The following is a 16791-nucleotide window of genomic DNA, read 5'->3' as shown; positions in this document are numbered from 1 at the left end:
ATTGTTTTAGAAGGAGAGATTTCACATGTTAAACTTAGACAGGATGGCTCCAAATATAATAAGAGAACTTATTCGTAAACAAGAAATTACAGGACCAACTGCCGGTATGTCAAAAAGATTCGCACAAGCAAATTTAGTTATATTAAAGAAAGAATACGCCTTTGACTTTTTGCTATTCTGCCAGAGAAATCCAAAGTCCTGTCCTTTATTAGATGTAACAGAACCTGGATCTTTCAATCCAAGCAAAATTGCTAAGGATGCTGATATTCGCAAGGATATTCCTAAATATCGTATTTACAGGGATGGTGTGTACACTGAAGAAGTAACAAATATAACAGGATATTGGGAAGATGATATGGTTGGATTCTTATTAGGTTGTAGTTTTACATTCGAAACACCCTTAATTGAAAGTGGGATTCCAATTCGACATATCGAAGAACACTGTAATGTCCCAATGTATAAGACGAATATTCCATGTGAAAAAGCAGGTATATTTGAAGGACCAACTGTTGTAAGTATGCGCCCAATGTCACATAAAGACGCTATTCGCGCTATTCAAATTACCTCTCGCTTTCCATCTGTACATGGGTCACCGATTCATATCGGTGATCCAAGTCAAATTGGTATAGCTGATATCTCAAGACCTGATTTCGGTGATTCAGTTACTATTAAGGAAGGTGAGATACCTGTATTTTGGGCTTGTGGCGTGACACCTCAAGCCGTTGCTTTACAAAGTAAACCTTCACTTATGATTACCCATGCCCCTGGTCATATGTTTATTAGTGATGTGCAGGACGAAAAACTTAGTGTTTTATAGGAATGGTCAAATAATAATAGCTTGAATTTTTGTATGCAGCTCAAGAACCCAAGGCATTTACCTTGAGTTCTTGGCTATGCGCTGTGGGGGTAAAAACGCTACGCAACAGCAAAAACCTTTTCGGCTAAGATCACCCTTGACCTCTTGCCTATTCATTCGGTCAGAAATAATGTAGGAACTCCTGTGAATTAGGAGTTCCTTTCTTATAACGATAAATCAACATCATTCATTAACATAGCCTTTTTATAAGGAGTAAAGATTTCTTTCTTTAACAACTTGGTGCTTTGCTTCTATTGGAGTAAAGCCTTTTTTATTCCATTAATATTTTCCATTTGATTTAAACAATGAATATGGAGGTTGTGGTAAAATAATGGTAATTTTAGATTGGATATAAAACAAGGAAGATGTTCAATAACTCCTTTTTCTCTTTAAGAGGATTTTAACAATTGCATTGCGTTCTAATGATAAAGTTAGTAAGGGGGATTACTATTCAACAAGTGATTGAAGATTTCCTGGGCGAGCCTTTTGAATCAGTCATGCATGAACATATTTTTAAACCATTAAATATGAAAAAAAGCTATCTAATGCAAAATGTGCACGAAATAGAAGGTGAAGATTTCTCATGCGGTCATAATAAAGATGGCAAAATAGTCGAAGGGAAATATCCGATATATCCCTATCATCTGCGGTAGGTCTTTGGACAACGGCATCTGATTTAGCAATATTGGTGCTTGAATTAATGCGTTCCTTAAAAGGCGATAGCAAAATAGGTCTATCAAAAAGTAAAGCAAAAGACATTTTGACCTCTCAAGGCTGTAAAGAGTAGGCTGGACTTGGGGTATTTTTAGAAGGATCAGAGCAAGAGGTTGAAATTTCTTCACTTGGCTGGGGCAAGGGATTTCAATGTATGTTGGTGGCATATCCATATTTAGAGACTGGTGCTGTCATTATGACAAATACTGATTTAGGTGTACAGCAAATGAATAGATTAATAGGAGAAATATATAAATCTCTTAAGCTCTAATTTACATGTAATCTTTGAATGAAAAAAGGGCAATATATATGAAAAATAATCAAAATATTTAATTAATAACCTTGCATGGGGGTAAATGAAATGTTAAAGAATAAGCACGCAGAGTTGATAAGTAATAATGGTTATTATATAAGTACGGACAAAAGCCTTTTGGATATAGAAGTAATACATAAATATCTAGGTAAAGAGTCTTATTGGAATGAGGGCATTTCGAAGGAATTAGTTATTGCATCCATTGATAATTCTATTATTTGTTATGGTATTTATGAAGGAAATCCGACAATTGGTTCTCCAAAACAGGTTGGCTTTGCACGGGTTGTATCCGATCTTGTTCGCTTTTCTTGGCTTGGCGATGTTTTTATACTTCCAGAATATAGAGGCCAAGGACTTAGTAAATGGTTAATGAGTGTGATCATAGAACACCCTAATTTGAAAGGAACAAGCTTTCAACTTGCCACAAGAGATGCCCACTCTCTTTATGCTCAATATGGCTTTAAGCCATTAGATTACGTTGAAAATAGAATGGCAAGGCCTCTTGATTGGGATGCGATATATGATGGTTATAAAAAAAATAAATGAAAAAGGACCTGTTCGGTCCTTTTTGTTAATTGTAGAAGACATCTAAACAAATTTGTACATAAGAATATCATCTATATATTCATTGTCATTTAACTTGAATTCTTTGATCTTACGTCCTTCTTCAATAAATCCCATATTTTTGTATAAAGCGATCGCTCTCTGATTTGTTGAGAACACGCCTAAGCTTACTTTTTCTATAAGTGGATTTTGCTGTGCCCAAGCTAACAGCTCTTTTAATAATAACTTACCTATCCCCATATTTCTGTGTTCTTTTCCAATCATCATGGTAATAGAACCAGTATGAGACAAGCGTATTCGATTTTGAGAAGAGAACACGATTAATCCAACCACTTTACCATCCATTTCAGCTACTAACATTGCTTCTCTTTCGTTCTCTATTAATTTTTGAATCCATTCTTGATATTGTTCAAGCGTTTTGTTGTATTCTTCTATTACAGAAATAAAAAATTCACCTTCACTAACAATTTCACGTTGCAAAGCTAAAACTGCTGTCGCATCCTCTAAGCAAACGGTACGAATGGTGGCTTTGACATTGTTTTTTGCCGTCATTGATTTCACCTCACTATTTTAATTCTATACGTAATAACGATTACCTTCTTTTTATCATAATTGATAATATGATATAATCACATCAATAATTAATAAATTTTTATTGCAAAACGATAAATTACACATTATGTTATAGTTGCAAAAACAATAGAAAGGTGCATTATGAAACAAAAATCAGAAAACGATTTGACAGTTTGAGGTGACAAATATGGCTATGGTAATCAACATTGATGTGATGCTAGCAAAAAGAAAAATGAGTGTGACAGAGCTTTCAGAAAAAGTCGGGATTACGATGGCTAATCTTTCTATACTGAAAAATGGGAAGGCAAAAGCCATTAGATTATCAACTTTAGAAGCTATATGCAAGGCATTAGACTGCCAGCCAGGTGATCTTCTTGAATATAGAAGTGATATAAATATAGAGGATTCTTAAATAACTGCTTTCATAACTTTCTAATTCTCCGTTTAAGTGCAAGAGTTGAAATCGGCTGTAACAAATAACCTTTTCTGTTAATGATAAGCACGCCGAAGGGCATCTTTTTAGATGTTCTTTTATTTTTGAAGGTGCATGTTGAAAACTACTTCCTTTACTAGACTTTATTTATGTTTAACATAGTCAAGGGGAAATTTTTACCTTATTGTAATCGATCATTTATATTAGCTTGTTATTATTTGTTTGTAGTTCAAACATAGGAGGGAAATAAGTTGAAAAAAGTATTAAAACCTGTTTTTCTGTTGTCGTTTGCTCTAATGCTCATTGGAAATTTGTTTCCAGGTTCTTCGGAGGCCTTTGCTTCCACTCATCAGGAACAAGCTTCTGAGATGGATTTAAAAGTAATGACGTATAATTTAAGGTATAAAAATAACTCTGATGCATCACCGCACACTTGGGATGAAAGACGGCCTACCATCAGTCAGTTGATTCACAACGAAAAACCTGATATCTTTGGAACCCAGGAGGCTTTATATGAACAAATTAAGGAGCTAGATGAAGATTTACCGAAATATGATTGGATTGGCGAAGGCAGAGAAGGCGGCAGCAAAGGCGAATTCATGGCTGTATTCTATGACAAAAACCGGTTTTCTCCGATAGAATACGACCATTTCTGGCTGTCAGATACGCCAGATGTGATCGGATCTACATCATGGGGCAACACCATTCCGCGTATGGTCACATGGGTGAAATTTCAAGACAAAAAAACCGGTCAACAATTTTATTTCATAAACACGCACTTTGACCATCGTTCACAGGAAGCAAGAGAAAAAAGCGCTGCATTGATTGTAGAAAAAATCAAAGAATTTAATCCAGAGCTGCCTATTTTATTAACAGGCGACTTTAATGCAAATCCTGATACCAAGCCTTATCAGATCCTTACAGCAGAAGGGGCATTTGCGGATTTATGGATGACAGCCGAAACTAGAATTAATGAAGACCTTGGAACATTTAATGGATTCAATAATCCATCTGGCGGTGGACCGAATAACCGTATCGATTGGATTCTTTCTAAAGGAAATGTCACAGCAAAGACTATTGAAATAGTGAACTATCAAAAGAATGGTCAATTCCCGAGCGATCATTACCCTGTCATGGCTGACGTAACATTACAATATTAATAACATCTCCACAAAACTCTCCCCTGGGATATTCCCCAGGGGAGTTTTGCATTATATAACAAAAACCGGTGCCTAATCCACCTAAGGAGAAGGGCTAAATTGCAAATGGTGTCAGGCATCGTCTGTGAGCATTTTGTGTATTCAATTAAATATCTGCTAATAAGATCCCATAAGTAAAACTAAGGCATTCGCCAAAAAAGACTTGGCGAACGCCAAGTTTTTCTAATATGAGTAGAGTGGACATTAAAGGAATGAATAGTATAAAACACCTATTGTTAACTAGTTCGATTTTTATATATTATTATTTTTTGTGGTTAATTCATATCAAAGGCAAAATCACTGAAAAGTGGTGGCGTAAAGCTATAGGGGCCTCTATCAATCTGCAAGGCCAGCCAGTTGCCATCGAAGCCCCTCTGTATGTTGACCAGAGGGGCTTCGTCTTGATTATTGCTTAATTGCCTTTTTTAAATACCGATTGGTCTAATGTCAGTTCAGCAATGATTGGTAAGTGGTCTGATGCTAAAGTAGAGATTACTTCTGCGTTGGCTGTTTGTATTTCGTTAGAAGTGAAAATGTAATCAATTCTGCTCGTAGGCTTACTAGCCGGAATCGTATAGGCATCATTTTGATCGGCGAAGGCATCTTTATATTGAGAGAAAAGTGGCTGCATTTCATTGCTGTCAGGCTTTGCATTCAAGTCACCCATGATTACTTTAGGACCATTTGTTTCACCAGCAATCTCAATCATTTCTTTTATTTGAACTTCACGTTCAGCAGTGGTTAAAGCCAAGTGGGTGTTATAGAAATTTAGGTGATGTCCCTTTACATTAATCACGGTTTCTAATAACCCGCGCTGTTCTGTATGACCAATCTTCGTCAATGGGTAGTTTTTCTCCTTGATAATAGGATATTTGCTTAAAACGGCTGTCCCATATTGACGGCGGGGTTCTCCAGGGTTAAGGGGATCCTGGTCCAGGTTAGCGGCATATGTATAATGCATATCTAAGCGGTCTGCTAACCATTTCGCCTGATTTTCAAAATCACTTCTTTCTGACCAATGATTGTCCACTTCTTGCAGTCCAATAATTTCCGCACCTGAATTTTCAATAACACTGGCAATTCGTTCTAAATCCAAAACATTGTCTTCACCTACAGCGTGATGGATATTGTAGGACATCACTTTTACATGGATTGTTTTTTCTTTTGCTAATGGTTCAATGGCAAAAGAAGTGCTTACTGGGGTTATGAAAAAAAGCAGTATAGCTAATAAGCCAACGATTTTCTTCAACTTGATCACTCCTCTATCTAATAATCATTCAAAAGTTTAATGACTTGAAGTAGACATAAAAAGGAAGGCTCTTTTCCATATAGGTTCGTGAGCCAATATATTACTATACTATTGGATTTTTAACACTCGATCGGTTTCACGTCCATAGCCATCGACTTCTAAGCGATCCTTGTAAACACGTACAACCGAGTAGGAATTCGTGTCAGCGGTTTCCACCATCCCTTTGAGATTTACATAGTGAATTCCATTCTTAACCGCATAATTGCCCGCGTGATTATGTCCATTGAAATAGGCTACGACATTGCCGGTTGCTTCAAGTTCATTTATAACTGCTTCATCATTCCACACATTGTGCTCATTTTTAGGGTATACGGGCATATGTGAGAATACAACGACTTTTTCGTTTGTTTGTGCTGCTTTATCGAGTACACCGCGAAGCCATGTTAATTGTTCATTGCTGACTCCGCCATTCCAGGTTTGTGCATTGATTTCATTATTATTTTTTAACGAATTGTACATAGCTTGGGCTTGTTGATACTTTTCTGAATCTACAGGATTTGCGTAGAGGCTAAGGTCATTTGTATCAAGCACAACAAAGCGCCAGTTCTTGTATTTGAAATCATAATATTGGTTTGGCATATCGAGTATGTCGACAACTTGATCTGTTGTCACAGGGAAGTCATGGTTGCCAAGCACATGAAATTTCGGACCTTCTATTGTGTTGTAGATGGGAAGAATGCTTGAGAAGCTAGAAATGTTTCGGTCGATTAAATCACCCAATTGAACGGTGAAATCGACATCTTCCCTGTTAAATGTTTGAGAGGCCTCCAACAGTTTGTCCAATGAATTCCTGTAGTAGCGTGTACCGTTCGCGTCACAGTCGCAATATTGAGCATCTGGGACAATTCCAAATTCGAATTTTGGCTTGTCGTCGTTTTTAGCTAACGCTGATGCAGAGGGGCTTACTGCTGTAAGGGCCACCCCAAGTGCAACCGCGGCAGTCAAGCATTTCAATTTAATTCCAAGCCCTTTTTTTCCTTTTTTCTCATTAAACATAAAGATTCTCCTTTCCCTTTTTCATACAAGATTGCATGATTAATTCGTTTTTATCGTAGCTTATTAAAATAGAAATGGCAGGTTATTAACTGAATCTTTATAATATTTTTGTGGAATTTACAAAATTAAATAATGAAATCAAAAAATAGAACAAACTCGTCTTACTTAGCTCATTACCCTGACAGGTGTTGTGCTATTATTGTTGGCTGCTATGAGACCAACTGAGCCATGTAAGTAAAATGTTAATAAATATTAAAATTCAGATCGAAAAGTAAAGAAAATAGATTAAAAAGTCTTGGGCAAAAATAGTTAGATGGAGAATTTTTATAGGAAAATAGTTCCTTGCAATGAAAGGAACCAGAAAATGTATGGAGATTTCTTTTTTAAGTATAGTTGGAAAGTCATGGCATTTAGGAATGCTTATTTAATAAATACGATCACATATTCATATTTATTTATGAATCCTTTATGTTGCATTAACCATCTATTTATATTGTCGAATTATGATAAATAAGAGGTTATTTAATAGATAGAATGGAGGATTTAGATGAGTAAACTAGAGGACAATCATTCGTTGGACAGAAGAAAATTCATTAAAATTGGCGGAATGGGTACACTTGCCTTAACACTTGGAGCGACTGGACTTCCGGGAAATTTATTCAGCGGGTCAACTGCATTAGCTAAAACGAATGAAAATGCGAAGCTGCAGTTTAATTCCAACGGTAAATTCAAGATTGTGCAATTCAATGATCCACAGGATGATGAAAATATTGACCGCAGAACAGTTGAGTTAATGGAAAAGGTTCTTGATGCTGAAAAGCCTGACTTTGTTGTCATAAATGGCGACGTGATAACTGGCGGCGCTGACACCCCTCTGGAGACCAAGCAAGCTATTAATAATGTTGCACAGCCAATGGAAAAGAGAGGGATTAAATGGGCCATTACATACGGAAATCATGATGAGGATTCTACACCGAACAGTGGCCTTGATGAGGCAGATATGCTTGAGATTTATATGTCTTACAAATACAATGTGAACAAACCTAGCGAAAAGGGAATCACAGGGACAGGAAATATGAATTTGCTGATCAATAACTCTAAAGGAAATGACGCTGCTTTCAATCTTTGGCTGCTTGACAGTGGCAGATATGCTCCTAAAACAATGGCCGGACAAGATTTCGAAGGATATCCTACATGGGACTGGCTCCGTGGTGACCAAGTGAATTGGTATTATGAAGCCTCCAAGAAACTGGAAAATAGCTTCGGTCGTAAAATCCCTTCCCTTATGTTTATACATATTCCCCTATGGGAACATCGGTTTATGTGGTTTTCAAGTGTTGATGATAGATCGGACGCAGCCCATCTGCGTGCTGTGAAAAAACACTCGATTGTCGGAGAAAGAAATGAAGGTGAATGTCCTGGTCCTTTTAATAGTGGAATGTTTTCATCTATTTTAGACAGAGGAGATGTCAAAGGCGTCTTTTGCGGCCATGACCATATTAATACATATCATGGTAATTACTATGGCGTATTACTTGGCTATGGCGGCAGCGTTGGCTTTGGTACTTATGGTCTTTCAGGTGATGAAAGAAACAGGCTTCGTGGAGCAAGGGTATTCAATTTAGACGAAAATAAGGAAGATGTTCTAGTCGAAACTCATATGGTTTTTGCAAAAGACTACGGCATCGATTTAACAGCGAATGATCAAAGTATAAGTCCTGCCCCATTAGAAGCAAACAAGAAATAAGTTCAGATTTTTGTTTGGATGTGCAGATTAATAGGGGCTTCAATTGTTGTACATGGTAAAGCAAAAAGGAGGAAGGCCAATCCGTTTTGGAACAGATGGGTCTTCCTTTTTTTTGTTTCAAAGTAGAATTAATAACTGATAATCTTCTATATGCTTTGCTTAATTTCAACGAGGAGGGAACAGGTTATGGGATTGAAAAATTCAATAATAGGGTTATCACTCATATGTATGATGGTTCCCAGTTTTGTTGCGATTGCTGCGGCTGAGGGTTCTTCAGCCCAGAAAGAAACAAAAGAATGTCATCTATGCCAAGTGACGCCTCGGACAGATTGATTGACACCTTTACCGTAAAGAGAGCCACCTTCTGAATAATGAATTTGCGCAATATTGCTTGAATTCATTTATTCAGAAGGTTTTTTGTGATTAAATATCGTGAAATTTTGAGATTGAAAGCTCAAGCACTCAGTAACCACAATATTGCTTCCTTCTTTGTTTTGGTGCAAGCAAATTTGTAAGTGGCGTAGTCTATTATGGAAGGAATAAAAAATAACAAATGAAAGTATATTGACCAAATTTCATGATATGCATTTAAATGCTATGACAGAACAATTTCATGGACAATCGCATAATGAACAGGACATGCCCATTTTTTAAAAATTAAAAATTTTGTTACCGCTTTCACTACTGGGAATATAGATGCAATTCTATATAAAAATCCCGGCAATGACCTTTGATGCTCTAGAAAAATAATGTATTTACAATAAACTTTATATACTTTTACAAAAAAAATTTAAATATTCAAGACTAATGATGGGTGAAAAAGCTGGGTTATTTGTAAGGTTTACTTTAACAAACATATAACATTATATCTTTTATAAAAAAATCCTGCCGCTGGCCTTTGCCATGTTGTTTTCCTAATAGGGTAATTTTTCCTATTATGCTATATCTACTCTGATACTTATTACCTGTTATTAAAAGGGAAATCCTGTTTATTTCGATCTCTAGTCCACTATGCCGGGGAAGGAAATAACATTTTACTTTATCTTAATATGTGTCGTTACATAATACTCAGGTTCGCCGTTTTCAATTCCTCTTGTCAAAAGCAAATAATACTAAATGCACTTTTGCTGTGATTTTTTATGCGTTTCAATTAGGATAGCAACAAATTACTAGTGGATTTTGCAAAGTATGACAATAATCAGCACTTTAAAATCAATATGGTACAGAGAAAAAGACAAACTTAGACATTGGAGGCATTATGGAGGAAACAATCAGTTTAAAAGAATTATTGGCAACTTTACGAAAGCGCATGGGCTTGATTTTGGCAATTATAATTATAGCGGTGGCAATCAGCGGCGTTGTCAGTTATTTTGTTTTAACTCCACTCTATCAGGCGTCAACACAAATACTTGTAAATAAGTCCAAAAATGAAGAGGTACCTTACAATCCAGGCGAGGTACAAACAAATCTTCAATTGATCAATACTTATAACGTCATTATTAAAAGTCCGGCCATCCTCGATTTGGTCATTAAAGAACTGGATTTGGATATGACAGCTCAGCAGCTTAATGGAAAGATTACTGTTGGTAGTGAGAAAGATTCGCAGGTTGTCAATATCTCGGTCCAAGATCAAAACCCTGAAACTGCAGCACAAATTGCCAATACGACTGCAAAAGTATTCCAGCAGGAAATTGTTGAAATCATGAATGTCGATAACGTAAGTATCCTTGCAAAAGCGGATGTTTCAGGAGGGCAATCGCCAATCAAACCGAAGCCGCTCTCGAATATTGCCATTGCTTTGGTCCTTGGGCTAATGGCAGGAGTAGGACTAGCCTTTCTCCTTGAATACTTTGATAACACAATCAAAAGCGAAAACGATATTGAGAAATTAATCGGGCTGCCAGTCCTTGGTGTCATTTCTGTCATAGAAGATTCCATGAAAGAAATGGAATCAAGCAGCTTGGCCAATAGTTCAGAAACTCGGGGTGAGACAGTTGGTTCTTAAATTTAAAAAGAAAAAAAAAGCTTTCGCAAACAAACGAAAACTCATTACTTCAGCTGATCCTAAATCGCACATTTCAGAGCAATACAGGACCATCCGCACCAACATTCAATTTTCCGCAGTAGATGAGGACATCCATTCCCTGATGATCACATCAGCAGGTCCTGAGGAGGGCAAATCGACAACAGCTGCCAATTTAGCGGTGGTGTTTGCCCAGCAGGAAAAGCGGGTCCTGCTTGTGGATGCTGATTTAAGAAAGCCGACGGTTCACTATACATTTAATTTAGCCAACAACTTGGGCCTTACAACCGTTCTTACAAAGCAAAGGACATTGAAAGAATCTTTAAGGCACACGGGTATTGAAGATTTATCTGTTCTGACAAGCGGACCGATTCCTCCGAACCCTGCTGAGCTTATAGGGTCAAAAGCGATGAAGCAGTTTCTTCAGGAAGCAAAGGAGCAATTCGACATCGTTATTTTTGACACACCTCCGACACTTGCGGTGACTGACGCACAAATATTGGCCAATCTTTGTGAGGGCATTCTTCTTGTGATGTATAGTGCGAAAAGCGGGATTGATGAGGTGAATAAGGCGAAAGAGCTTCTTTTAAAAGCAAATGGGAAGCTTTTGGGAGCAGTGCTTAACCATAAAAAAGCCCAAAAAGAAGACTACTACTACTACGGCGGCTAAAAGCTAGATCGACACACCGGTAACAAAACAAAGGAGGTGCTGCAATGATTGATATTCACAGCCATATCCTTCCCGGTCTTGATGACGGGGCAAAGACAATGGCAGAGAGCCTGGAAATGGCACGGCATGCTGTCGAAGAAGGGATCCGGATAATGATTGCGACCCCCCACCATAAAAACCGTTTCTTTGAAAACCCAAAGGACATCATTTTTCAGAAAGTGAGAGAGCTGAATAAAGAGCTGCGGGATGAAGGTATTTCGCTGACAATCCTTGCGGGACAGGAGCCTGCCATCCATGGGGATATTCTTGAAGATTTTAAAAAGGGAGAGCTCCTGACTTTAAATGAAACACAGTATCTTTTCATTGAGCTTCCCTCCGGCCATGTGCCACGATATACAGAGCAATTCTTGTTTGATCTGCAAAATATGGGGGCTGTTCCGATTATTGTCCACCCGGAAAGAAACCAGGGAATGGTCGAGCGGCCGGAAATCCTTTACAATTTGGTTAAAAAGGGCGCGCTTGCGCAGCTGACAGCATCCAGCATCAGCGGTATGTTCGGGAAAAATGTAAAGAAATTTTCACATCAGCTGATCGCTGCAAATCTGATCCACTTTATTGCTTCTGATGCACATAACATACATAACCGGGCGTTTCACATGGCAAACGCCTATGAAGTGATTGAATCTGATTACGGCATCGACATGGTGTGCTTTTTTCAGGAAAATGCTGGCTTGCTAATTGAGGGGAAAAACGTTTATAAAGAAGTTCCGCAGCAGGTGAAAAAAAAGAAGTTACTCGGAATCTTTTAAACTTAATCCATTCTTAATACTATATTTACGATATTAATTCCGTGTTTACAAATCAGTTTAGTCAGAAAAATATATACGGCGATGTCTCCTAATCCGTTACCGATGGAGGTACTCGATCATGCTGTGGGATGCGAATCTGCAGGCCTTAGACACGTTGTTGTCGGTGGTGTGGTGTGAGGGGGGGTTAGATGCCCGCTTTATTAAATATTTAATGAAAGGACACATTTTTCGGAATGGGTTTTTTCATTAGATATTTAATTTTGAAAATCAATTTATCTAATTAACGATTTTAACAAAAATTGGAAGGGGAGGATAAAGATGAATTATCGTAAACGTATGCTACTGCTGGCAGGGCTAGATTCAATTATTGTCTTTTTTGCAGTTAATTTAAGCTATTATCATCTTCGTCCGGTGGCAGGCACGCCCAATTATGAGAATCTAGTGTTAAGTGCCTCCGTATTGCTAGTTAGCTATCACTTTTTCGCATCGTGTTTCCTTCTTTACAGCAAGGCTTGGGAATATGCCAGTATCCTTGAAATGAAAGGGATTTTATATGCCGTTACCCTTTCTGTATTAGCAGTGGGGGCTGTTAAGATTATGATGCAGGCTACGATTTACCCCGGCATAATGCTGACAGTCTGGATGCTGATGGTTTTATTAATAGGAGGATCGCGTTTCTCCTGGAGATTATACCACAACCGCTATATTAAACCGAAGCAGGATATGAAAAGAGTACTGATTGTTGGGGCAGGTCAGGCCGGGACTCTTGTGGCGCGCCAGCTCCTCAATAATCCTGAGCTGCAGCTTGTGCCGGCAGCATTTATTGATGATGATCCAGGAAAATACAAATTACATATTATGGGCATTCCTATTGCCGGGTCAACCGATCATATCGCCGAAGTTGCTGAAAAATTCAAAATAGATAACATCGTGATTGCAATCCCATCATTGAGAAAACATGAATTGAACACGATTTATGCCGAATGTTCAAAAACGAAAGTAAAAACTCAAATTATGCCTAAGATTGAAGACGTCATGATTGGAAAGGTGACCGTCGGCCAATTCCGTGAAGTGGGAGTCGAGGATCTGCTGGGCCGTGAGCCGGTGGAGCTTGATATTGACAGTATCTCCGAATACGTCTCCTGCAAAATTGCCCTTGTCACCGGGGCTGGCGGTTCAATCGGCTCGGAAATTTGCCGTCAGGTGTGCAAATTCTCACCGAAAAAAATTGTGCTGGTTGGTCATGGCGAAAACAGCATTTATCAGATTGATATGGAGTTGCGCAATAAATATGCCAAATCGATTGAAATTGTGCCGGTAATTGGCGATGTCCAGGACCGTGACAGAATGATGGAAATTATGGAGGAGCATAGGCCGAATGTCGTCTATCATGCTGCTGCACATAAGCATGTTCCGCTAATGGAATACAATCCGCGGGAAGCGGTGAAAAACAATGTGTTCGGGACAAAGAATGTAGCCGAAGCAGCAGATGTGTTTGGGGCCGGAACGTTCGTCCTTGTCTCAACAGACAAAGCAGTTAATCCTACCAACGTGATGGGTGCCACGAAGCGAATCGCCGAAATGGTCATCCAGCAGCTGGCGCAGCAAAGCGAGACAAAGTTTGTGGCCGTCCGTTTCGGCAATGTCCTTGGCAGCAGGGGAAGCGTCATCCCGCTGTTTAAAAGACAAATTCAGAACGGTGGTCCGGTGACGGTTACGCATCCTGAAATGACCCGCTACTTCATGACCATTCCCGAAGCATCACGGCTCGTCATTCAGGCAGGATCATTGGCGAAAGGCGGAGAAGTCTTCGTTCTAGATATGGGCGAACCCGTCAAAATCATCGATCTTGCTAAAAACCTGATTACACTATCGGGGTACACCTTAGAGGAAATCGGGATTAAATACTCAGGTATCAGGCCTGGTGAAAAGATGTTTGAGGAATTGCTGAATGAAAATGAAGTGAATGATGTGCCGATTTATCCAAAGATTCTCATTGGAAAGTCATCTCTCAGCAATTATGAAATGGTGACGAATCTGATTAATAATTTCCATTCCTTTAGCGAAAATGATTTAAAGGACTATGTGTTAACGCTTGTGAATAACAGAGCAAAACAACTATCGGTCATAGGCAAGTAAGCGTATTAAGACACCATTTTAAGTGAACTGAAGGAGAGAATACCAACATGAACTTTGCAATTGTAGGCTGCGGATTCATTGCCAAAAAACATGCGGCAGCTATAACCAGTATTCCGGCAGCAAAATTAACAGCTGTTTGCGACCAAGTAGAGTCTGCCATGGCTCCTTATGTTGAACAATATGGAGCGGCACCTTATACAGATTTAAGTGAGATGCTTGAGGACAATGCGGTTGATGCCGTTTGCATTTGCGCACCAAGCGGCTTCCACGCACCAATTGCCGAGCAGGTGGCTGCGGCGAGAAAACATATTGTCCTTGAAAAGCCGATTGCCATGAACCTGGAAGAGTCGGACCGCATTATTCAGGCAGCAGAAAAGAATAATGTAAAGCTGACGGTTGTCCATCCCAATCGCTTCCGTCCTGTTGTAATGGAGCTACGGAAAATCATCGATAAAGGAATGCTCGGGAAAATCAGCCATGCCAGTGCCAAGGTTAATTGGAACAGAAATCAGGAGTATTACGACCAGGCGCCATGGCGGGGAACAAAGCAATATGACGGCGGGGTGCTAATGAATCAGGCTATTCACAATCTTGATTTATTGCTTTGGTTCATGGGGCAGCCGGAACAAATATTCAGTATGGAAGCAACCCGGCTCCGGGATATTGAAGCAGAAGACGTTTCTGCCGGTGTGATCCGGTTTGAATCAGGGGCACTCGGTATTGTAGAAGCCTCTACCACTGTTTATCCTTCCAACTTCGAAGAATCGATTACGATTTTCGGTGAAAAGGGTACTGTCAAAATCGGCGGCACGAATGCTCTTTACTTTGAATATTTGAATATTGATGGCATGCCTGAAACCGAAGCTGAAACAATATTTGAAAAAGTTAAAGCCGACCCTTGGGGAATCACGGGGCATAAGCAGATCATTTTGGATATAATCGAAGCAGTGAAAGACAACAGGAAACCTTTGGTAACGGGTGAGGATGGAAAAAGAGCACTCGAACTCGTTTTGGCTTTCTATCAATCAGCGGAATACAATACACCAATAAACATGTATAAGGAAGTGTTGGTATGATAACAGAAGTAAAAATGAATACATTAGCAGATGAGCTGATTGAAAAACTCCATACTAAAACCGCAGCAATCGGAGTTGTCGGCCTTGGCTATGTCGGGCTGCCGCTTGCGGTTGAAAAAGCAAAAGCAGGCTACAATGTGATTGGATTTGATGTCCAGCAAGAAAAGGTAGAGGCTGTAAACAAAGGGCAAAACTACATAGGCGATGTGATTCCGGCTGACCTTGAAGCCTTGGTTGCAGCTGGAAAGTTAATGGCGACATCTGATTATCACTTTATGAATGATGTCGACGCGATCGCGATTTGTGTCCCGACACCGCTCGATATTTATAAACAGCCAAATATGTCATATGTGGAAAGCTCAGCAAAAGCAATTGCCAAACATATCAAGAAAGGCACACTCGTTGTTCTCGAAAGCACCACCTATCCTGGTACAACCGAAGAACTGATCAAGCCAATCCTGGAAGAAGCAGGACTTGTCTGCGGGGAGGACTTCTTCTTGGCCTATTCTCCGGAACGCGTCGATCCCGGCAATAAACACTTCAAAACAAAAAACACGCCAAAAGTTGTTGGCGGCATGACTCCAGCCTGTACAAAAGCAGCTGCCGCCATGTACCGTTCCGTTTTAGAAGGGGAAGTGCACGAGGTATCCAGCCCTGCCGTAGCAGAAATGGAAAAAATTCTTGAAAATACTTTCCGCAATATCAATATCGCACTCGCAAATGAAATGGCCATCCTTTGCAATAAAATGGGCATTGACGTCTGGGAAGTCATCGACGCTGCCGCAACAAAGCCATATGGATTCATGCCATTCTATCCAGGACCTGGCCTCGGAGGGCACTGCATCCCAATCGACCCATGGTACTTGACATGGAAAGCGCGCGAATATAATTATCATACCCGTTTGATTGAAACTGCGGGCGAAATCAATGACAGCATGCCTGACTTTGTTGTTCAGCGATGCATGGAGATTCTGAACGAGAAGGGAAAAGCGATTAATGGAGCAAAGATTCTCGTATTAGGTGTTGCCTATAAAAAGGATATTGCCGATTACCGTGAATCTCCGGTATTGCCGATTTTAGACAGGATGACGAAGGCTGGGGCGGATTGGACGGCGGTTGACCCGCATGTTGGGGAGTTTAGGCTGAATGGGGAGAAAGTAAAAGCTTATAATCTTGAAGAAGTTAATCTCTCTGATGCTGATTTGGTTTTGATTACGACAAATCATAGTGATTTTAATTATGATTTGATTGCAGATCAGGCAAAGTTAGTATTTGATACAAGAAATACTTTTGCTAAGGATATAAAAGAAACTGTTTATAGTCTATAGTAGCTGTACATTTTTTAAATATTATTTATACGGAGAAATAAC

Annotated in this window: 16 protein-coding genes and 1 riboswitch; of the genes, 13 read left to right on the top strand and 3 right to left on the bottom strand. The window is 39.3% G+C overall.

Annotation, left to right across the window (positions count from 1 at the left end):
* The first annotated feature begins 25 nt into the window (after positions 1-25).
* The 3 genes from KHA94_RS21040 (at position 26) to KHA94_RS21025 (ending at position 2429) form a co-directional block, all read left to right on the top strand.
* Positions 26-817 (top strand): putative hydro-lyase, encoded by a 792-nt coding sequence (locus tag KHA94_RS21040; RefSeq protein WP_213104086.1) that lies wholly within the window; start codon positions 26-28, stop codon positions 815-817.
* Positions 818-1278: 461 nt separating this feature from the next.
* A complete protein-coding gene (locus KHA94_RS21035; RefSeq protein ID WP_213104085.1) occupies positions 1279-1509 on the top strand; it encodes a hypothetical protein in 231 nt (76 codons plus the stop codon).
* A 422-nt stretch (positions 1510-1931) separates the two neighbouring features.
* A complete protein-coding gene (locus KHA94_RS21025) occupies positions 1932-2429 on the top strand; it encodes a GNAT family N-acetyltransferase (protein WP_213104084.1) in 498 nt (165 codons plus the stop codon).
* Positions 2430-2471: 42 nt separating this feature from the next.
* On the opposite strand, the gene KHA94_RS21020 is transcribed toward KHA94_RS21025, so the two are convergent.
* Positions 2472-2999 (bottom strand): GNAT family N-acetyltransferase, encoded by a 528-nt coding sequence (locus KHA94_RS21020; protein WP_213104083.1) that lies wholly within the window; start codon positions 2997-2999, stop codon positions 2472-2474.
* 208 nt (positions 3000-3207) lie between these two features.
* On the opposite strand from KHA94_RS21020, the gene KHA94_RS21015 reads away from it, so the two are divergent.
* Both KHA94_RS21015 and KHA94_RS21010 read left to right on the top strand, forming a co-directional pair.
* Positions 3208-3432 carry a helix-turn-helix domain-containing protein gene (locus KHA94_RS21015; RefSeq protein ID WP_213104082.1) on the top strand — a complete coding sequence of 75 codons (225 nt, stop codon included), beginning with the start codon at positions 3208-3210 and terminating at the stop codon, positions 3430-3432.
* Positions 3433-3704: 272 nt separating this feature from the next.
* Positions 3705-4613: an endonuclease/exonuclease/phosphatase family protein gene (locus KHA94_RS21010; RefSeq protein WP_249365664.1), complete on the top strand. Its 909-nt coding sequence runs from the start codon at positions 3705-3707 to the stop codon at positions 4611-4613.
* A gap of 319 nt (positions 4614-4932) precedes the next feature.
* Positions 4933-5017, top strand: a riboswitch (cyclic di-GMP riboswitch).
* A 47-nt stretch (positions 5018-5064) separates the two neighbouring features.
* On the opposite strand, the gene KHA94_RS21005 is transcribed toward KHA94_RS21010, so the two are convergent.
* Both KHA94_RS21005 and KHA94_RS21000 read right to left on the bottom strand, forming a co-directional pair.
* Positions 5065-5901, bottom strand: a complete 837-nt coding sequence (locus KHA94_RS21005; protein ID WP_249365663.1) for an endonuclease/exonuclease/phosphatase family protein — start codon at positions 5899-5901, stop codon at positions 5065-5067.
* 108 nt (positions 5902-6009) lie between these two features.
* Complete coding sequence (locus KHA94_RS21000) at positions 6010-6957, bottom strand: metallophosphoesterase (RefSeq protein WP_213104081.1); 948 nt, start codon at positions 6955-6957, stop codon at positions 6010-6012.
* 547 nt (positions 6958-7504) lie between these two features.
* On the opposite strand from KHA94_RS21000, the gene KHA94_RS20995 reads away from it, so the two are divergent.
* The 8 genes from KHA94_RS20995 (at position 7505) to KHA94_RS20960 (ending at position 16749) form a co-directional block, all read left to right on the top strand.
* Positions 7505-8704 carry a metallophosphoesterase family protein gene (locus KHA94_RS20995; RefSeq protein WP_213104080.1) on the top strand — a complete coding sequence of 400 codons (1200 nt, stop codon included), beginning with the start codon at positions 7505-7507 and terminating at the stop codon, positions 8702-8704.
* 186 nt (positions 8705-8890) lie between these two features.
* A complete protein-coding gene (locus KHA94_RS20990) occupies positions 8891-9037 on the top strand; it encodes a hypothetical protein (protein WP_213104079.1) in 147 nt (48 codons plus the stop codon).
* A gap of 925 nt (positions 9038-9962) precedes the next feature.
* Positions 9963-10709: a YveK family protein gene (locus KHA94_RS20985; RefSeq protein WP_213104078.1), complete on the top strand. Its 747-nt coding sequence runs from the start codon at positions 9963-9965 to the stop codon at positions 10707-10709.
* A complete protein-coding gene (locus KHA94_RS20980) occupies positions 10699-11397 on the top strand; it encodes a CpsD/CapB family tyrosine-protein kinase (RefSeq protein WP_213104077.1) in 699 nt (232 codons plus the stop codon). The genes KHA94_RS20985 and KHA94_RS20980 overlap by 11 nt, the downstream gene beginning before the upstream one ends.
* A 44-nt stretch (positions 11398-11441) precedes the next feature.
* A complete protein-coding gene (locus KHA94_RS20975; RefSeq protein WP_213104076.1) occupies positions 11442-12206 on the top strand; it encodes a tyrosine-protein phosphatase in 765 nt (254 codons plus the stop codon).
* Between the two features lie 318 nt (positions 12207-12524).
* Positions 12525-14345 (top strand): polysaccharide biosynthesis protein, encoded by a 1821-nt coding sequence (locus KHA94_RS20970; RefSeq protein ID WP_213104075.1) that lies wholly within the window; start codon positions 12525-12527, stop codon positions 14343-14345.
* A gap of 47 nt (positions 14346-14392) precedes the next feature.
* A complete protein-coding gene (locus KHA94_RS20965) occupies positions 14393-15421 on the top strand; it encodes a Gfo/Idh/MocA family protein (RefSeq protein WP_213104074.1) in 1029 nt (342 codons plus the stop codon).
* Entirely contained in the window at positions 15418-16749 is a 1332-nt protein-coding gene (locus tag KHA94_RS20960) for a nucleotide sugar dehydrogenase (protein ID WP_213104073.1), read from the top strand. The genes KHA94_RS20965 and KHA94_RS20960 overlap by 4 nt, the downstream gene beginning before the upstream one ends.
* Positions 16750-16791 lie beyond the last annotated feature (42 nt).

It is taken from the genome of Cytobacillus citreus, from assembly GCF_018343665.1.
Taxonomy (GTDB): domain Bacteria; phylum Bacillota; class Bacilli; order Bacillales; family Cytobacillaceae; genus Cytobacillus; species Cytobacillus citreus.
Note: the sequence above shows the minus strand (reverse complement) of the source record. Positions and strands in the feature narration are given on the sequence as shown.